Origin of the sequence: Fretibacterium fastidiosum (assembly GCF_964642095.1) — a bacterium.
GTDB lineage: Bacteria > Synergistota > Synergistia > Synergistales > Aminobacteriaceae > Fretibacterium > Fretibacterium fastidiosum.
The window spans coordinates 616,036-634,209 of the sequence record NZ_OZ209244.1 but is presented as its reverse complement, the minus strand read 5'-3'; the positions used below and the strand labels follow the sequence as shown (position 1 = coordinate 634,209).

Here is an 18,174-nt window from a genome sequence, read left to right as displayed (position 1 = left end):
GAACGCAAAAAGGGGGCCTCCGCGGGAGGCCCCCTTGCAATCGCGGAAGGACTAGCCCTTCACCACGATGTTGACCAGGCGGTCGGGCACCGCGATGACCTTGAGGACGGCCTTGCCCGCGAGCTTCTCCTGCACGGCCGGGTCCGAGACGACGCTCCTCTCGAGCTCCTCCCTGGAGAGCCCGGCAGGGCGCTCCAGCCTGGCGCGGACCTTGCCGTTCACCTGAACGACGATGGTCGCCACGTCCCGGACCAGCGCCGCCGGGTCGGCCTCCGGCCAGGGGGCCGTGCTGATCACCTCCTGGTGCCCCAGCATCTCCCAAAGCTCCTCCGCGATGTGGGGGCAGAAGGGTGAGAGGCAGTGCAGGAGGGCCTCCACGGCCTCGGCGCGCAGGGAATCCGCCGTCTCCCCCGTCTCCTTCAGGGCGGTCAGGCTGTTCGTCAGCTCCATCAGGCGGGCGATGGCCGTGTTGAACTGCTTCTCCGTCTCGATGTCACACGTCACGTCGCGGATGGTGGTGTGGATCTTCCGCTTGAAGTCCCGCAGGGCGTCCTCATCGAGCTCTCCCATGGGGACGATGCGCCCCCTGTGGGCCTTGAGCGTCGCCAGGTTCTCCTCCACGCAGCGCCACACGCGGCCCAGGAAGCGGCTGGACCCCTCCACGCCCTTCTCCGACCAGTCCAGGTCGTTCTGGGGCGGCGCGGCGAACAGGATGAAGAGCCTCACGGTGTCCGCGCCGAACCGGTTCACGATCTCCGTGGGGTCCACCACGTTGCCCAGGGACTTCGACATCTTGGCGCCGTCCTTGATGACCATGCCCTGCGTCAGCAGGTTGGTGAAGGGCTCCCGGACGCGGATCAGGCCGATGTCCGCCAGGAACTTCGTGAAGAACCGGGCGTAGATCAGGTGCAGGCAGGCGTGTTCGATGCCGCCGATGTACTGGTCCACCGGCATCCAGTAGTCCACGTCGGCCCTCTCGAAGGGGCGTTCCGCGTCGCCGGGGGAGCAGTAGCGGTCGAAGTACCAGGAGGAGCAGAAGAAGGTGTCCATGGTGTCGGCCTCACGCTTGGCGGGGCCGCCGCACCGGGGACAGGTCGTCGCCAGCCAGTCCGGCAGGTCCAGCAGCGGGGAGTGCCCCACTTCCTTGACCGTCACGTCCTCCGGCAGGCGCACGGGCAGTTGGTCCTCCGGCACGGGCACGTCGCCGCACTGCGGGCAGTGTACGAAGGGGATGGGCGTGCCCCAGTAGCGCTGGCGGGAGATCAGCCAGTCGCGCAGGCGGAAGGTGACGGTCCTCTTGCAGTAGCCGTTTTCCTCGCCCCACTCGATCATGGCGGGGATGGCCTCCTCGGTGGTCATCCCGTCGAAGCGGCCGGAGTTGGCGACGATCCCGTGCTCCGTGAAGGCCTCCGTCATGGTGTCGCCGTCCAGGACCGTGCCGTCCTTCGGCTGGACCACGGGAACGACGGGGATGCCGTACTTGCGGCAGAACTCGAAGTCACGCTGGTCCCCCGCCGGCACGCCCATGATGGCCCCCGTGCCGTAGTCCGTCAGGATGTAGTTGGCCAGCCAGATGGGAACGGGCTTGCCCGTGACGGGGTTGATGCCGCTGAAGGGCGTCTTGAAGCCCAGCTTTTCCGCGCCGGCGTCGGAGCGCTCGATGGAGCTCTGGGCCGCGGCCTTCCGAACGAAGTCCCCCATGGCCTCGGCCTCGTCCTGGGGCATGTGCTCCATCATGCGCCGCACCAGCTCGTGTTCCGGGGCCAGGGCGATGAAGGTGACGCCGAACACCGTGTCGAAGCGCGTGGTGTAGACCTCGATGCCGCAGTCCAGCTCAGGGACCCGGAAGGTCAGATCGGCGCCCTCGGAGCGGCCAAGCCAGTTCGTCTGCATGATGCGCACCCGCTTGGGCCAGCCCTGCAGGTCCTTCTCGATGTTGTCCAGGAGCTCCTGAGCGTAGTCCGTGATCTTGATGAACCACTGCTTCAGGTTCTTCTTGGAGACGGGGTTGTGGCACCGCCAGCAGCGGCCGTCCTCCACCTGCTCGTTGGCCAGCACGGTGCCGCAGGTGTCGCACCAGTTGACGGGCGCCTCCTTGCGGAACACGAGGCCCTTCCTGTACATTTGAAGGAAGATCCACTGGTTCCAGCGGTAGTACTCCGGAAGGCACGTGATGGCCTCACGGTTCCAGTCGTAGCTGTAGCCCATGCGCTTCAGCTGCTTTGTCATGTAGTCGATGTTGTTGAGCGTCCAGTCGTGGGGTTTCGTCCTGTACTTGATGGCGGCGTTCTCCGCGGGCATTCCGAAGGAGTCGAAGCCCATGGTGTAGAGCACGTTCCGGCCCTTCTTGCGCAGAAAGCGCGCCAGCATGTCGCCCATGGAGTAGTTGCGGATGTGTCCCATGTGAAGCGCTCCGCTGGGGTAGGGGAACATCTCGAGGCAGAAGAACTTCTCCTTTGACGGGTCCGGCTTCGCCTCGAAGCAGCGGGTCTCGGTCCACTTCCTCTGCCACTTCGACTCTATCGCCTGAAAATCGTACGGCATTGCAGAATCCTCCCTCGGCCGCCTGAGCAGGCCTTAATTAAGTACAGACGATTATAGCCTTTCGAGGCGCTTGTGCAAGGGCCGCACCCTCTTGCCTTAATTGTATAGATACTATACAATAGGCATCATGAAGATCATCAACGAGGCCAACGAGAGCAAAGTCAGCTATCGCCTGCTGAACGTTATGCTGAAGCTGCAGGAAGCGCAGGAGCGGCTGCACCGTTACGGCACCGACACGCCCCTCTTCGCGGCGGAGATTCACCTGATCAAGTGCGTCAAGGAGAACCCGAACCGGCACATGACGGCTCTGGCGGAGGTGCTGGGAGTGACGCGGGGGGCCGTGTCCCAGATTGCGATGAAGCTGGAGGAGAAGGGGATGCTCGTCAAGGAAAAGGACGAGGGCAGCAGCCTCCGCCGCATCCTGAGGGTGACGCCCGACGGCGAGCGGGCTTACCGCTTCCACGAGCGCCTTCACGCGGATTTCGACCGCCTGGTGGAGGGCCTCCTCTCGGGCGCGGCGGAGGGAGAGAGGCTTTTTCTGCTGGACTTTCTGGGCGCATTGGATGCCGCGCTGGAAGGAAAATTTCAGTCCTGCGCCCACCGGTGAGTTGGTTAGGGTTTTTAGGCGGGGGTTTGCGCGTTCTTAATTGTATAGCAACTATACGTATTGGAAAGAGATCGGGGAGGTTGGCACGATGACTGAGGAAGCACGGGATTTTCGGGGTAAGGGCAGGGCCTTCAAGGGCGCGTTCGGAGGGGAGAACTACCGGAGGTTTGCCGCACTGTTCGGCTTTCAGGAGCGGTTTTATCGTCAGGCCGTGGGGGACCTGCGGCTTGGGGAGGGCGGCAGGGCGCTCGACCTGGGCTGCGGCCCCGGAGGGCTGAGCTACGCTTTGGCTGAAACGAGCCCAGCCAGCGCGTCGATCGTCGGGGCGGACATCTCGGATGACCAGCTGGAGTGCGCGCGTCGGGGAGCGGGGGCCTTCGCCTGCAAGGTGGAGTTTTTGAAGGCGTCCATGGATGAGCTTCCCTTTCCCGACGGGCACTTCGACCTGGTCATGACCTCGATGGCGCTGCACGAGACACCCCCTGCGGTTCGGCGGGCCGCCATCGCGGAGACGGCGCGGCTGCTGCGGCCGGGCGGGACCTTTCTGCTGGTGGATTGGAGCCGGCCACGCTTCGGCCTCTGGGGGATCGTCTGGTACCCCTTCTGCCGCTGGGGCGAGCGGAACCGGGACAACTGGAACAACGCCTATCCCGCAATCTGCCGCGAACGGGGCCTGAGCCTGACGGAGGATCGCTACATCAATTCCATCTCGCGGCGCCAGGTGTTCGTGAAGGAGCGGTGAAAGCCGGGAGGCCTCCAGGCGGGCAAGCCATGAACGTGCCCGCATGAGGGCCTCCTGCGCTTTTTATTCCGAAGTTATGGCCTTGACCTCCTCCGTGGACATTCCCGTCGCCTGCGCGACCTGCTCCAGCGTCAGAAGACCGGAGGCGGCGAGTTGCCGTACTACGTCGGCCCGACCCTTTGCCTCGCCCAGCGCGCGCCCCCGTTCAAGTCCCTGCTCAAGCCCTTCTTTGCGCCCCTCCTCAAGCCCCTGTTTGTGGCCTTCGGCAAGGCCTTGATTGCGGGCATCCTTGAGGAAAGCCCGTCGATCCCACTCCGCTATCTGCTCCTGAAGCTGGCGATACCTCACCGCAAAGGAGCTCCAATACTCCTTCTCCGTGTCGTTCACGCGCTGAAACACCGTGTCGGCCGTCGTCTGCACAATGGACACCCCCGTTTCGTCGTTCGTCATATAGCCGCCCCTGCATTATACCGTTCCGGCGAAGCCTCCGCCGCTGCAAGACGGACTCGTCCGACCGCCGGAGCGTGTCCTCCAACGGATGAAATCCTTTGAAATCCCCATTGAAGGGAGCCACGGAAAACGCTATAGTATAAAAGATAGTGATGCTTTCGATGCGGTTTGTTGATGCTGCGAGGTCTGAGCGCGCCGGAGGGTTGGAGTTGGAAGCGGGTTCGCGTCGCTTTGGATTGCGAAGTGTGGCATGCTTCCGCAAAACGTTTTTGTCGAACGAGGAGTGAGTGGTATGGCGGAGAAGTTCATCTACAGTTTGAAGGAAGGCAAGGGCGATCAGAAGCTGCTCCTGGGGGGCAAGGGGGCCAACCTGTGCCAGATGGTGCAGAGCGGTCTTCCCGTGCCGCCCGGCTTCATCCTGACCACCGAGGTCTGCCGCAGGTACATGCAGGACCCGAAGATCATGGACGCGATCTGGGACGAGGTCAAGCGCTACGTCAAGGAGCTTGAAAAGGAGGCCGGCAAGGGCTTCAACGACGGGAAGAACCCGCTTTTGGTCTCGGTGCGGTCCGGCGCCCCCATCTCCATGCCGGGCATGATGGAGACGATCCTGAACCTGGGCCTGAACGACGAGACCGTCGAGGGGCTGGCCTCCGTCTCCGGCAACCGCCGCTTCGCGTTCGACAGCTACCGCCGCTTCATCCAGATGTTCGGGAGCGTCGTGGACGAGGTGAGTTCCGACCGGTTCGAGCAGGCCCTCTCGGCCTGCAAGAAAGCGCTTGGCGTCGCCCAGGACTTCGAGATCCCCGCCGAGGCGCTGGAGAAGCTGGTGGCTGAGTTCAAGGCGATCTACAAGGCCGCCACGGGCCGGGACTTCCCCACCGACCCGTGGGATCAGCTCCGCAGGGCCATCGAGGCCGTGTTCAGGAGCTGGAACATTCCGCGCGCCGTGACCTACCGCAAGATCAACAAGATCGCGGACGACCTGGGGACGGCGGTGAACGTCATCTCCATGGTCTTCGGCAACCTGGGCGACGACTGCGGCACGGGCGTCTGCTTCACGCGCAACCCCTCCACCGGCGAGAACAAGCTGTACGGCGAGTTCCTCATCAACGCTCAGGGCGAGGACGTGGTGGCAGGCATCCGCACCCCCATGCCCATCGGCCAGTTGGAGGGGGCCATGCCGGATATCTACAGGGAGCTTTGCAGGCTGACCGGCCAGTTGGAGAAGTCCTACAGGGACATGCAGGACATCGAGTTCACCATCGAGCGCGGCAAGCTCTTCCTGCTCCAGACCCGGACGGGCAAGAGGACGGCTGCCGCGGCGGTGAAGGTTGCCATGGACATGGTGGGCGAGGGCCTGATCGACACCAAAACGGCCGTGGCCCGCGTGTCGCCCGAACAGGTGGAACAACTGCTGCACCGCCAGGTGGACAAGAGCGCGCCGCAGGAGGTGCTGGCGGTCGGCCTCCCCGCCTCGCCGGGCGCCGGGGTCGGGATACTGGTCTTCTCCGCCGACGAGGCCGAGGCGTGGGCCCATCAGGACAAGTCCGTCGTCCTGGCGCGCCCTGAGACCTGCCCGGACGACATCCACGGCCTCTTTGCATCGGCCGCTGTGGTGACGAGCCGGGGCGGCATGACCAGCCACGCGGCGGTCGTCGCCCGCGGCATGGGCAAGCCGGCGGTCTGCGGCTGCGAGGAGGTGGAGATCGACCTCGCGGCCGAGACCCTGACCAGCCGGGGCAGGACCCTGAAGAAGGGGGACACCGTGACGGTGGACGGCTCATCGGGCCGCGTCCTCCTGGGTGAGGCGCCGTTGATCGAGGCGACCTTCTCCGAGGACTTCAAAAAGCTGCTGGGTTGGGCGGACGAGGCGGCCGAGCAGGAGGTCTGGGCCAACGCGGACACGCCGGAGGACGCTCGCCGCGCCCGCGAGTTCGGGGCCAGGGGCATCGGCCTCTGCCGCACGGAGCACATGTTCATGGCGACCGACCGGCTGCCGGTGATGCAGCGGCTGGTCGTGGCCGACTCCCTTGAGGAGCGCGTCGAGGCGCTGAACAAGCTGAAGGTCATGCAGAAGGACGACTTCGTGGGGATCTTCAAGGCGATGGAGGGATACCCGGTCATCGTTCGCCTGCTTGACCCGCCCCTGCACGAGTTTCTTCCCAAGGAGCCGGCCCTCCTGGAGGAGCTGGGCGAGCTGGAGAAGAAGGGCCGCGGGACCTCGCCGGAGGCCGAGAAACTGCGAAGGACCCTGAACAAGGCCCATCAGCTTCACGAGGCCAACCCGATGTTGGGCTTCCGGGGCTGCCGCCTGGGGATGGTCTACCCTGAGATCTACGAGATGCAGATCAACGCCATCTTCGAGGCCGTGGCGGAGCTGACGAAGGCGGGCGTCAAGGTGAGGCCGGAGGTCATGATCCCGCTGGTGGGGACGCGGGCGGAGATGAAGTTCTTCCGCGAGATGGCCGACCGCATCGCCGGTGAGGTCATGAAGGCCTCCGGGACGGACTTCACCTACCTCGTCGGGACGATGATCGAGGTGCCGCGCGCGGCCCTCGTGGCCGACCAGTTGGCCGAGTACGCGCAGTTCTTCAGCTTCGGAACCAACGACCTGACCCAGACGACCTTCGGCTACTCGCGGGACGACGCCGAGGGCAAGTTCCTGTTCCAGTACATCGACAAGGGCGTGTTCAAGGAGAACCCCTTCAGCGAGCTGGACCGGGACGGGGTGGGCGCTCTGATGCGGATCGCGGTGGAGAAGGGCCGGAGCGTCGCCCCCAAGCTTTCGGTGGGGATCTGCGGCGAGCACGGCGGCAACCCGTCCTCCATCGCCTTCTGCCACTCGATCCACATGAGCTACGTCAGTTGCTCGCCCTTCCGCGTGCCCGTGGCGCGCGTGGCTGCGGCCCACGCGGCGATGGGCACGCTCAAGTAAGCGACGCTGCCTCGTGCGCGGCACGAAGGGCCGGCCCCCTGGGGACCGGCCCTTCGTCTATGGTGAACGCTGAGTATTATTTTTATTATAAAATATGTTACCATGTCCCCTGCGTTCTCTTAGACAAAGATTTCGCTGAGGGTGACGACAGGGGAATTCTGATAGCTTAAATCGTTATGGAGGGATTTTTTATGAGGCGATTTGCGAGGTGGCTCTGTGCGCTGTGGCTGTTGTCGCTCTGCGGGGCGTCCGGCGCGGCGGAGACGTCAAGGCTGGTCTACTCGTGTGGCAGCAACGCAGGAGGGGACCTGAGTCCGCACCAGTACTCTTCAAACCAGATGTACGCTCAGGACATGATCTACGAGCCGTTGGTCCGCTATGCCGTGTCCGGCGAGATCGAGCCTTGCTTGGCCGAGAGCTGGGAGGTCTCCCCGGACGGCAAGGTCTACACCTTTCACCTCCGCAGGGGCGTGACCTTCTCCGACGGGACGCCGTGGAACGCACGGGCCGCGAAGGCGAACTTCGACGCCGTGATGGCCAACGCGGGGCGCCATGAATGGCTGGGCCTGATTGGAGAACTCGAGGGGACGGAGGCGGCGGACGAACACACGCTGCGCCTCATCCTGAAGGATGCCTACGGGCCGACCCTGGCGGACCTCTCCCTCATCCGTCCCCTCCGCTTCCTGAGCCCCGCGCAGTTCGGTGCGGACGGGGGCACGGCCAAAGGGATCAAGGCCCCCGTCGGAACGGGGCCATGGGTCCACGCCGAGGCCCGAAAGGGGGAGTACGACCTGTTCAAGCGCAACGAGTCCTACTGGGGCAAAAAGCCTGAGCTTGAGGAGGTGCTGGTCAAGGTGGTCCCGGAGGGGGATTCGCGCGTGGCGGCTTTGGAGACGGGGGACCTGGACCTGATCTTCGGGACCAGCGGTCATGGGGCTGCCCAGATCAGCCTCGAGGCCTTCAAGCGTCTGGAGGCGACGGGGCGCTTCGAGACGGGCGTCTCCAACCCCAGGGCCACCCGCGCCCTGGCCATCAACTCCGCAAGGGGGGCGGGCAGGGACCTGGCGGTGCGCAGGGCCGTTCAGCACGCCATCGACCGCGACGCCATCATCAGGGGCGTGTTCCTGGAGGTGGAGCCCCCCGCGCCCTTCCTCTTCAGTACGGCCATGCCCTACTGCGACGCGGGCCTCGCTCCCTACGAGCACGATTTGGAAAAGGCGAAGGCGCTCCTGGAGGAAGCCGGCTGGAAGCAGGAGGGGGACTACCGCTCAAAGGACGGCCAGGAGCTGGCGTTCGACCTCTGTTTCGTCGGCAACGACGCCGAGCAGAAGACGATCGCCGAGGTGGTGCAGTCCGACCTCAGGAAGGCCGGGATTCGGGTCAACCTGATCGGGGAGGAGAGCGACGCCTACTTCAAGCGCCAGCGGGACGGGGAGTTCGGCATGATCTTCAACGACACCTGGGGCGCCCCCTACGATCCCCACGCGATGTGCGCCTCCATGCGGGTTCCTTCCCACGCGGACTATCAGGCCCAGTCCGGCCTGCCGATGAAGAAGGAGCTCGACGAGAAGATTGGTCTGGTGCTTCGGGCCACGACGGACGCGGAACGGTCCGCACTGTACAGGGACATTCTGACCACCCTGCACGACCAGGCCGTCTACTTCCCCATCTCCTACAAGACGCTGGTGAAGGTCCACAGGAAGGGGTTGGTGGGCGTCGGATTCCCCGCCTTCGTGGACTCGGTGCCCTTCGACACGATGTCCTGGGAGTAGGCGGCACGCGATGGTCCGGTTCATCGTCAGGCGCTTCCTCGTCCTGATCCCCATCCTGATCTGCGTTTCGATCCTGGTGTTCCTCGTCCTGAGGCTGGCTAAGGGAGATCCGGCCATGGCCTACCTGCGGATGGCGAACATTCCTCCCACCGAGCAGGCCCTGGCCGAGGCGAGGCGCGAGCTGGGACTGGACCGGCCGATCGCGGAGCAGTACGCTGCGTGGGCTGCGAAGGCCGTCCGGCTGGACTTCGGCCGCTCCTACGTGACGGGCAAGCCGGTGCTCCAGGAGGTGCTCTACTACCTTCCTGCCACGTTGACGCTGGCCGGGTGGGGGCTTCTCTTTACTCTCCTGGTCAGCGTTCCCCTGGGGGTGGCCGCAGCGCTCTACAAGGATCGGCTGGCCGACCACTTCACGCGGGCGCTGGCCTTCGTCGGGGTCTCCATGCCGAGCTTCTGGCTGGGCTACCTGCTCCTGTACCTCTTCTCCGTCAAGCTGGGGTGGCTGCCCCCCATGGGGCGTGGCGGCGCGGCGCACCTGGTCATGCCGGTCGTCACGCTGTCGGCCATGTCGATCGCCGTCAACATCCGCTTCCTGCGGGCGAACCTGCTGGAGCACATGCGTTCCCGTTCCGTCTTCTACGCCCGCGCGCGCGGCCTGACGGAGCGGCGGGTGGTGTGGGCGCACGTCATGAAGAACTCCATGATCCCCATCGTCACCGCTACGGGCATGCACCTGGGGGAGATGCTGGGAGGGGCCGTCATCGCGGAGAACATCTTCGCCTGGCCGGGACTGGGGCGCTACGCGGTCCAGTCGGTCCTGAACCGGGACTACCCCGTGCTCCAGTGCTTCATCCTCCTGATGACCGTGATCTTCGTCGCCTGCAACCTCTGCGTTGACATCCTCTACGCGCTGGTGGACCCGCGCGTCCGACTGGAAGGAGAGGCCCGATGACTGCCCGACTGTTGCGCAACAAGGTCTTCTGGGTGGCCGCGGCTCTGCTCCTCCTGATCGGTCTGGCGGCGCTCCTGGGCCCCTGGATGGGGCTGCCGGACCCGCAGGAGGTGAACCTGGCGGCCAAGCTGCTGCCGCCGGGTGCGGGGCACCTGCTGGGGACCGACCACCTGGGGCGCGACGTGCTGTCCCGCCTGATCTTTGGCTCCCGCGTCTCGCTGGGGTCCGTCTTCCTCATCCTGTTGCTCATCGTGACCTTCAGCACCTTTGCCGGGAGCGTCGCGGGCTTCTTCGGCGGGGTGCTGGACTCCGCCATCATGCGCACCTGTGACGTGTTTCTGACCTTCCCCACGATCATCTTGGCCATGTTCTTCGTCGCGGTGCTGGGCACGGGGCTGACGAACGTCATCGTCGCGATCTTCTTCACGCACTGGGCCTGGTACGCCCGCATCGTGAGGGGGATCGTCATCTCCCTGAAGAACCGCGAGTTCGTGCTGGCCGCGCGGGTCGCTGGGACCAGCCGGTGGCGCATCGTGGCGCGCCACATCCTGCCGGCCCTGGCCCCGCAACTGCTGGTGCTCTCCACCCTCGACATCGGACACATGATGCTGCACGTGGCGGGCCTCTCCTTCCTTGGGCTTGGCGTCCAGCCCCCGATGCCCGAATGGGGCAGCATGATCAACGACGCGCGCCAGTACCTCTGGACCCAGCCGCAGCTGCTGCTCTATCCGGGGCTGGCCATCTTCGTCAGCGTCATGGCCTTTAACCTGCTGGGCGACGCCATGCGCGATGCGTCCGACTTCGACTTCGTGGAGGCGGAGTCATGAGCGCGCCGCTGTTGGAGGTGCGTGGCCTCCGGATCGAGACGTCGGAGCGGGCCGCAAGGCCCCTGGTCCGAGACGTCTCCTTTGCGGTCCGCCGCGGGCGCGTCACCTGTCTGGTGGGGGCCAGCGGATCGGGCAAGTCGCTCTCCTGCACGGCAGTTCCGGGCCTGCTTCCACAGGGCGTGAGGCGCACGGGGGGGGCGATCCGCTTCGAGGGGCGCCCGATCGACGCCCTTCCCGCCAGGGAGCTCCGCGAGCTTCGCGGGACGCGCATCGCCATGGTCCTGCAGGACCCCATCAGTTGCTTCGACCCCCTGTTCTCCATCGGCTCCCACTTCAGGGAGACCCTGGCGGCCCACGGAGGGGACTTCGGTTGGCGCGGGCGGGCCGAGGCCGCCCTGAGGGAGGTCGGGCTTGAGGACGCCGGCAAAATATGCCGCGCCTACCCCTTTCAGCTCAGCGGGGGGATGCTCCAGCGGGTGATGCTGGCCCTGGCCCTGTTGAACGACCCCAGCCTGCTGATCGCGGACGAGCCGACGACGGACCTGGACACCGTGGCCCAGAGACGGGTGCTGGACCTGATCGACGCCGCACGGCGTCGTCGGGACATGGGGGTCCTCCTGGTGACGCACGACTTCGGCGTCGTGGCCCGCGTGGCCGACGACGTGGTGGTGCTGGAGGAGGGCGCCGTGGTGGAGGACCGCCCCGTCGGGGAGATCTTCAGCTCCCCGCGGCACCCGGTGACGGTCGCCTTGGTGGAGGCGCACCGTGCGCTCTGCGCGCGCCTCGGCCTGTTGCAGGAGGGAGGGGACGAACGATGAGCGCGCTTCTGTCTTTAGAGGGCGTTTGCCGAACCTACCGGCGCGGGGGGCTCTTCACCCGGGCGGAGGCTCTGCACGTGCTGCGCGGCGTGGACCTGGACCTTTCGGAGGGGGCTTCCCTGGGGCTTGTGGGGCGCAGCGGGTGCGGCAAGAGCACTCTGGGACGGGTGATCCTGGGCCTGGAGCGCCCAAACGCCGGGACCGTGCGGTTCCTCGGAGAGGACGTGGCTTCTCCCGCGCGGCGCGCCGAGTTTCGGCGCAGCGTGCAGGCGGTGTTTCAGAACGTGCGTGACTCCGTGAACCCCCGGATGACCGCCGGGGAGATCGTCGCGGAGCCGTTGCGCAACTTCTTCAGCCTGACGAAGGGAGAGGCCGTGGAGCGGTCCTGCCCCCTGCTGGAGCAGGTGGGGCTGAAGGCTGTGGACGCGGACAAGTACCCCTCGCAGTTCAGCGGGGGCGAGCTCCAGCGGGTCTGCATCGCCCGCGCCCTGGCGCCGAACCCGCGCGTGGTGGTCTTTGACGAGGCGGTCAGCAGCCTGGACATGCTGGTGCAGGCGCGGGTGCTGAAACTGATCGAGCGCATCCGCGACGAGCAGGGGCTGGCGTTCCTCTTCATCTCCCACGACCTGAGGGTGGTGGCCGGGCTCTGTCGCGAGGTGGCGCTGATGGCGGACGGCGTGATCGCCGCGCGGGGGCGCTCCGTCGAGGAACTGGCGGCGATGGGACACCCCATCATCGAGGAGCTGCTGGCCTCCCTGCCCCCCGCGTTCCCGCGCCGCTGAGGGGAGGATTCGTCGTATAATACCCCCGTACGCTGATGCGGCTCGCGCTCCGCTCCGGCCGAACGCGGGCCTTATTTTTTGAAGGGGGACGGAGCGCAATGACGTTTGGAAGGGTGGAGCGCAGGAGGGCAACGGCTGCCGGGGGTGCGGGAAGATGAAGCGCAGCGCCATCGCGGGCTACGCCGCCGCGCTGACCAGCATCCTGATCTGGGGCACGACCTTCATCGTGTCAAAGGTCATCCTGGAGGACTTCAGGCCGGTGGAGGTCATCCTGATCCGCATGGTCCTGGGCCTGGTGGCGCTCTTCCTGGTGTCCCCCCGCCTCCCGCGGGTCCGGACGGTGCCGGAGGAGCTCTCCTACGCCGTCGCGGGATTCTGCGGCATCGTGCTCTACTTCCTGCTGGAGAACACGGCCCTGACGCACGGCCTGGCCTCCAACGTGGGGGTCATCATCTCCGCCGCCCCCTTCTTCACGGCGACCCTGAACCGCCTCTTCTACCGGTCGGACCGGCTTCAGGTGCGCTTCTTCGTCGGCTTTGCCCTCGCGATGACGGGCATCGGCCTCATCAGCTTCAATGGGGTCCGGATGCAGATCTCGCCTCTGGGGGACCTGCTGGCCCTGGGAGCGGCCGCCAGTTGGGGCCTCTACTCCGTGCTGGTGCGGCGGGCCGGCGGCTTCGGCCTCAGCACCCTTCAGGCGACGCAGCGCATCTTCCTCTACGGCGTCCTGTTCCTGGCGATCCTGTCGCCGTTCCTGGGCCTCAGACCGAACCTCGCCCACCTGGTGCAACCGAAATTTTTCCTACCCTTCCTCTACCTCGGGCTGGGGGCGTCGGCCCTGTGCTTCTTCGCGTGGAACTTTGCCGTCGAGGCGCTGGGGCCGGTGCGGACCAGCGTCTCCGCCTATTTGATCCCCGTCGTGGCCGTGGCGGCAGGCGCCCTGGCCCTGGGAGAGCCCGTGACGCCTTTGTCCCTCCTGGGGACGGGGTTGATCCTGGGGGGGCTCGCCGTCTCCGAGTGGAGGGCGGGAAGGGGTTGACGCCGGCGAAAGGCGGCGAAAGAGCGGCAAAAAGGCGAGGAGCCCTTTTGGTGTGGTCTTCCGAAACTTCCTTAGAGGGGTGGAAACTCTTCGCCCAGCACAAGCTTTTTTGTCTTCTGTGCCTTCCGAAACTTCCTTAAAGGGATGGAAACTCCACACCTTCCCCCGAAGGGAATACCCGCCCACGACCTTCCGAAACCTCCTTGTGGCAGATCGCCTGCCGTGTTTTTGTGGAGCGCGGCCCATGGGCCGCAGAATCTACAGAATTTTCAGTAAAATTTTGAGGGAAAAGAGGGGCACGGCGCAGCCGTTCCCCTTGTGACCAGGATGCTCAGCCTTTTGCCCTGCGTCAAGTGGGGAGGGTGAAGAGGGAGATGACGTAGACGGCCAGGATCCCCACGATGCCCTCGACGAGCGTGGCGCCGGTCTGGGCCTTGTAGCCCGTGCTGAGGTCCATGTCGGAGAACTGCGTCACGACCCAGAAGTAAGAGTCGTTGGCGTGGGAGACCACCATGGAACCGCTCCCCACGGCCAGGGTGGCCAGGACCGCTCCCATGGGGGAGGCGAGCCCCAGGGAGCCCAGCATGGGGGCAACGATGGTGGACGTGGTGACCAGGGCCACGGTGGAGGAACCCTGCGCCGTCTTGACGGCCGCGGCGATGATGAAGGGGAGAAAGATGCCGAAGTGGTAGGAGGACAGGGCGCTTCCGATGTAGTCGCCCACGTGGCTGGCGGTGATGACGGCGCCCAGGCTGCCGCCGGCGGCGGTGATCACGACGATGTTGGCGCCCTCTTTGATGCCGCGCCCGATCCACCGGTTGGTGACCTCTTCCGTGATCCGGGGCGGCAGGAGGAAACACAGCGTCACCCCGACGGAGAGGGCGATGACGGGGTCACCCAGGAAGGAGGACACGACGTTGAGCGGGGATTCTTCGCCGATCCGCGCCAGTACTGGGGGGTAGTTGACGAGGGACTTCAGTCCGATCAGGATCAGCGGGACGACGATGGGCGCGAAGGACTTTTCCGGGGAGGGCAGCTCGTTGAACCGGGCGAGCAGTTCCTCGTAGGAAGCCCCCTCCGTTGCCTCCACGCACAGCCTGGGGCCCACGACGGTGGCGTAGATGTAGCCCGCGATGACGGCCGGGATGGAGGTGATGAAGCCCCACAGGATGACGAGGCCCAGGTCCGCGCCCAGGTTGCCTGCTGCGGCGATGGGGCCGGGCGTCGGCGGGACCAGCGTGTGGGTGGCGTAGAGGCCGGTGGACAGGGCGATGGCCATCGTTGGCAGATTGATGTTGCTGCGCATGGACAGGGATTTGTTGAGGGAGGAGAGGATGACGAAGCCCGAGTCGCAGAACACGGGGATGGAGACGATCCAGCCGATGAGGCTCATGGCGATGCCGGGGCGCTTCTTGCCGACGGTGCGCAGCACGCTGTCCGCCATCGTGAGGGCCGCGCCGCTGCTCTCCAGCATGGCCCCGATGATCGTGCCCAGCAGGATCACGATGCCGATGCCGCGGCAGGTGTTGCTGAACCCGTCGAGGATCGTCCTGAGCACTTCAAAGGGTGGCATGCCGACCGCCAGCCCCATCAGGAGCGCGGCGGTAAACAGCGAGATGAAGGGGTGCAGCTTGAACCTCGACACCATAAAGACCATGATGAGGATGGTGAGCAACAGAATGACGATCAGCGCGGAACCATGGAGCAAAAGACCCATCACCTTTCTCTGGAGCGGATCGGGGATCGTGCACGATGTGGCGCTTGTTTTCGCTATAAATTGTACCATTGTTGGAGGAGCGTCGGATGCGCTTTGAGGGCCATCGAGCATACAGCTTAAGGAGGGCCTTCAGCGCTTTCCTGAGCCCGCGATTTTGACACGTATTTTTTCTGAAAACTGTGATATCCTGGAAAAGGCCGATGGTCGCGGGCTTGGCCTGGTTGTGGGCGTGGTCGCAGCCATCGAAATTTTTTGGAAGGGAAGCGGAACGGGTTGCAGGATAGGACAAAGGCGCGCGCGCTCCTGCTGAGGGGCGCCCTGGTCTGGACGGGGCGCGACGATGGGTTCCATGAGCTGGACGTCGCCGTCCGGAGTGGCCGGATCGTGGCGGTGGGGAGGGGGCTGTCGCCCGACGAGGGCGCGGAGGTGGAGGACCTGAAGGGCTTTCGCGTGACGCCGGGCCTGATCGACGCCCACACGCACATCGGCGTCTGCCCGGAGGGCTTCCCCCAGGCGACGATGGCGGACGACAACGACATGGTGGACCCCGTGACGCCGCAGCTGCGGGCCCTGGACGCGCTCTACCCCGGGGACGAAGCCTTTGAGGACGCCCTGTCGGGAGGCGTGACCTGCGTTCAGGCGCTGCCGGGAAGCGGCAACGTCATCGGCGGACAGGGCGTCGTGGTCAAGACGCGGCCGGACGTGGTGGAGCGCATGACCGTCGTGCCCTGCTCCGTCATGAAGGCCGCGCTGGGCGAGAACCCCGTGAGCGTCTACAAGCCGAAGGACAAGCTGCCCACGACCCGCATGGGAAACGCGGCCGTCCTGCGCGGCGCGCTGGTGAAAACTCAGAACTACCTGGCCCGCCGGGAGGCCGCCAGGAGAAAGGACGAGCCGGCGGAGCGCGACCTGGGCATGGAGGCGTTGGCCGCTGTGCTGCGGCGGGAGATGACCCTCAGCGTCCACTGTCATCGGCTGGATGACATTCAGACCGCCGTCCGCATCGCGGAGGAGTTCGGCCTGAAGTACAGCCTCGAACACTGCACGGAGGGCCGGCAGATCGCCGCGTGGCTGGGGGCGAAGAAGGCCTTTGCGGCCGTGGGGCCCATGCTGACCTCGCGCTCCAAGATCGAGCTGAGGAACCAGTCCTGGCAGAACCCCGTCGCCCTGTGGCGGGCCGGCGTCCACTTCTGCCTCATCACGGATCACCCCGTGATCCCCATCTCAAACGCCGTCACCTGCGTTGCCCTGGCCGTGCGTGCGGGCCTGCCGCCGGACGAGGCGCTGCGGGGGGTCACGCTCTACGCGGCGGAGCACCTGGGCCTTGAGGGGCGAATGGGCTCCATCGAGCCGGGGAAGGACGCGGACCTGACCGTCTGGGACGGGGACCCCCTGGACGCCCGGACCCATGCGGTGACGACCTACGTCGACGGCGCGGTCGCGTGGCGGCGGCCCTGAAGCGCGGGGCCGCTGCGAGACGATGAAGGGGGGAGCCAACCGACTCCCCCCTTCCCTCTCGATCGTTCGTGTTTCCCTTCGTGCGGCGGGGCGGGCTCAGGCCCCCGGCTTCGTCCCCATCGGCATGATGCAGAGGACGTCGTCGTCGTCACGCAACCCCAGGACGTCTTCGACGGCGTCCTTCTGGACGGAGCGGATGTAGCGCGTACCGACGCCCACGGCCCCGGCCGCCAGGTAGACGTCCTGAGCCATGGCCCCCGCGGCGACGGCCGCGAACTGCTCCTCGGCGTCCTCGTCCTTGAACTTTCGGGAAAGGGCTTCGGAATCCGAGACGAGGATCAGGGTGCAGGGGGCCTTCGCGACGAAGTCCTGCTTGCCGATCCGTCCCCGAACGTCCTCACCGGAGACCTCCTTCAGCGCGTGGGCTTTCCAGTCGTACAGGAAGACTCCGTCGGCCCGCGCCACGTAGACTTTGACGTAGGGCTCCATCCCCATGGCCATCGGCACTGTCCACCCCTTCTCCCCGCGGTTCAGGCCCGTCGCCGCCCACAGGATCGTCGAGAGCTTCTCCGACGACACCTCCCCCATGGAGGCGAAGTCGGCCCCCAGGGCCGAGGCGCGGCTTCCGATGGCGTCAAAGACGCCCGGTCCGCCCGTCCTCTGCGGGGCCGGGAGCGGGACGTCGGCAGACGCCGCTCCGGTGGGGAGAAGAACCGCAACCGCCAAAAGGAAGGCGCAGAATTTCCTGAAAGCAGCAAACATGATTGACCTCCTCGAAATTGATTTCGTGACCGCTATTATAATCGTCCTTCGAGGGGCTTCGCCTCCGCCGTTCTCCCCTTCCCTTGCGAAATCCTGACCTAATCTCCGGCCTGGCCGCCCTCACCCTTCTTCATGAAGTAGGCCTTCGGGTGCCCGCAGATGGGACACATCTCGGGCGCCCTCCTGCCCACCACGATGTGCCCGCAGTTGGCGCACTGCCAGATGGCGTCGCCGTCGGAGGAGAAGACCAGCCCCTTCTCGACGTCGTTCAGCAGTTTCTTGTAGCGCTCCTCGTGCGCCTTTTCGATGGCCGCGACGCCCTCGAACAGGCGGGCGATGTCGTTGAAGCCTTCCTCGCGCGCCACCTTGGCGAAGGTGGGGTACATGTCCGTCCACTCGTCGTGCTCGCCGGCTGCGGCGGCCTTCAGGTTCTCCGCCGTGCTGTCGCTGATCCCGCCGAGGATCTGGAACCACATCTTGGCGTGCGCTCTCTCGTTGTGCGCCGTCTCCTCGAAGAGGTCCGCGATCTGATTGTAGCCCTCGGCGCGGGCTTTGGCCGCGAAGAACGTGTACTTGTTGCGCGCCTGGGACTCTCCCGCAAAGGCCGTGCACAGGTTCTCGCGGGTCTTCTTGCCCTTCAGCTCTTCCGCCCTGCTCCTCAACATGTCCGTCATCTCAAAATTCCCCCCATGATAAAATGGCCCCACGCTTCGGCGGGGCCTGTGTGAGCCCTTTCGAGCTCGCCTCTATCATACCACGGATGGCA

Annotated in this window: 15 protein-coding genes; 10 read left to right on the top strand and 5 right to left on the bottom strand. The window is 65.7% G+C overall.

What is annotated here, in order from left to right; genetic code table 11:
- Nucleotides 1-51: 51 nt before the first annotated feature.
- The gene (gene leuS, locus ACK28C_RS02890) at nucleotides 52-2,544 is read right to left on the bottom strand and encodes a leucine--tRNA ligase (protein ID WP_409152428.1); all 2,493 of its coding nucleotides are present in this window, start codon (nucleotides 2,542-2,544) and stop codon (nucleotides 52-54) included.
- A 127-nt stretch (nucleotides 2,545-2,671) separates the two neighbouring features.
- Here leuS and ACK28C_RS02885 point away from each other — a divergent pair, with 127 nt between their 5' ends.
- Together ACK28C_RS02885 and ACK28C_RS02880 are read left to right on the top strand one after the other, a co-directional pair.
- Nucleotides 2,672-3,151: a MarR family winged helix-turn-helix transcriptional regulator gene (locus ACK28C_RS02885; protein WP_015556152.1), complete on the top strand. Its 480-nt coding sequence runs from the start codon at nucleotides 2,672-2,674 to the stop codon at nucleotides 3,149-3,151.
- Between the two features lie 88 nt (nucleotides 3,152-3,239).
- The gene (locus tag ACK28C_RS02880) at nucleotides 3,240-3,893 is read left to right on the top strand and encodes a class I SAM-dependent methyltransferase (protein ID WP_015556153.1); all 654 of its coding nucleotides are present in this window, start codon (nucleotides 3,240-3,242) and stop codon (nucleotides 3,891-3,893) included.
- Between the two features lie 63 nt (nucleotides 3,894-3,956).
- Here the strand turns inward: ACK28C_RS02880 and ACK28C_RS02875 are convergent, their stop codons facing one another.
- Nucleotides 3,957-4,343, bottom strand: a complete 387-nt coding sequence (locus tag ACK28C_RS02875) for a Yae1 family protein (RefSeq protein ID WP_015556154.1) — start codon at nucleotides 4,341-4,343, stop codon at nucleotides 3,957-3,959.
- A gap of 292 nt (nucleotides 4,344-4,635) precedes the next feature.
- Between ACK28C_RS02875 and ppdK the strand changes: the two genes are divergently transcribed.
- The 7 genes from ppdK to ACK28C_RS02840 all read left to right on the top strand — a co-directional run bounded on the left by ppdK (nucleotide 4,636) and on the right by ACK28C_RS02840 (nucleotide 13,471).
- Nucleotides 4,636-7,281, top strand: coding sequence for a pyruvate, phosphate dikinase (gene ppdK, locus ACK28C_RS02870; RefSeq protein WP_015556155.1), 2,646 nt, complete (start codon nucleotides 4,636-4,638; stop codon nucleotides 7,279-7,281).
- A gap of 191 nt (nucleotides 7,282-7,472) precedes the next feature.
- Nucleotides 7,473-9,053 (top strand): nickel ABC transporter substrate-binding protein, encoded by a 1,581-nt coding sequence (gene nikA / locus ACK28C_RS02865; RefSeq protein ID WP_015556156.1) that lies wholly within the window; start codon nucleotides 7,473-7,475, stop codon nucleotides 9,051-9,053.
- Nucleotides 9,054-9,063: 10 nt separating this feature from the next.
- On the top strand, nucleotides 9,064-10,005 hold the full coding sequence (gene nikB, locus ACK28C_RS02860; RefSeq protein WP_015556157.1) for a nickel ABC transporter permease subunit NikB: 942 nt from the start codon (nucleotides 9,064-9,066) through the stop codon (nucleotides 10,003-10,005).
- Nucleotides 10,002-10,832, top strand: coding sequence for a nickel ABC transporter permease subunit NikC (nikC, locus tag ACK28C_RS02855; RefSeq protein ID WP_208872671.1), 831 nt, complete (start codon nucleotides 10,002-10,004; stop codon nucleotides 10,830-10,832). The genes nikB and nikC overlap by 4 nt, the downstream gene beginning before the upstream one ends.
- Nucleotides 10,829-11,650, top strand: a complete 822-nt coding sequence (locus ACK28C_RS02850) for an ABC transporter ATP-binding protein (RefSeq protein WP_015556158.1) — start codon at nucleotides 10,829-10,831, stop codon at nucleotides 11,648-11,650. The genes nikC and ACK28C_RS02850 overlap by 4 nt, the downstream gene beginning before the upstream one ends.
- The gene (locus ACK28C_RS02845; RefSeq protein ID WP_015556159.1) at nucleotides 11,647-12,432 is read left to right on the top strand and encodes an ABC transporter ATP-binding protein; all 786 of its coding nucleotides are present in this window, start codon (nucleotides 11,647-11,649) and stop codon (nucleotides 12,430-12,432) included. The genes ACK28C_RS02850 and ACK28C_RS02845 overlap by 4 nt, the downstream gene beginning before the upstream one ends.
- A 154-nt stretch (nucleotides 12,433-12,586) precedes the next feature.
- The gene (locus tag ACK28C_RS02840; protein ID WP_015556160.1) at nucleotides 12,587-13,471 is read left to right on the top strand and encodes a DMT family transporter; all 885 of its coding nucleotides are present in this window, start codon (nucleotides 12,587-12,589) and stop codon (nucleotides 13,469-13,471) included.
- Between the two features lie 349 nt (nucleotides 13,472-13,820).
- Here ACK28C_RS02840 and ACK28C_RS02835 read toward each other — a convergent pair whose 3' ends face one another.
- Nucleotides 13,821-15,179: a GntP family permease gene (locus tag ACK28C_RS02835; RefSeq protein ID WP_208872672.1), complete on the bottom strand. Its 1,359-nt coding sequence runs from the start codon at nucleotides 15,177-15,179 to the stop codon at nucleotides 13,821-13,823.
- Between the two features lie 282 nt (nucleotides 15,180-15,461).
- Between ACK28C_RS02835 and ACK28C_RS02830 the strand changes: the two genes are divergently transcribed.
- On the top strand, nucleotides 15,462-16,646 hold the full coding sequence (locus ACK28C_RS02830; RefSeq protein WP_243440567.1) for an amidohydrolase: 1,185 nt from the start codon (nucleotides 15,462-15,464) through the stop codon (nucleotides 16,644-16,646).
- A gap of 96 nt (nucleotides 16,647-16,742) precedes the next feature.
- On the opposite strand, the gene ACK28C_RS02825 is transcribed toward ACK28C_RS02830, so the two are convergent.
- On the bottom strand, nucleotides 16,743-17,408 hold the full coding sequence (locus ACK28C_RS02825) for a nitroreductase family protein (protein ID WP_015556161.1): 666 nt from the start codon (nucleotides 17,406-17,408) through the stop codon (nucleotides 16,743-16,745).
- A gap of 98 nt (nucleotides 17,409-17,506) precedes the next feature.
- Nucleotides 17,507-18,082, bottom strand: a complete 576-nt coding sequence (gene rbr / locus ACK28C_RS02820; RefSeq protein ID WP_015556162.1) for a rubrerythrin — start codon at nucleotides 18,080-18,082, stop codon at nucleotides 17,507-17,509.
- Nucleotides 18,083-18,174 lie beyond the last annotated feature (92 nt).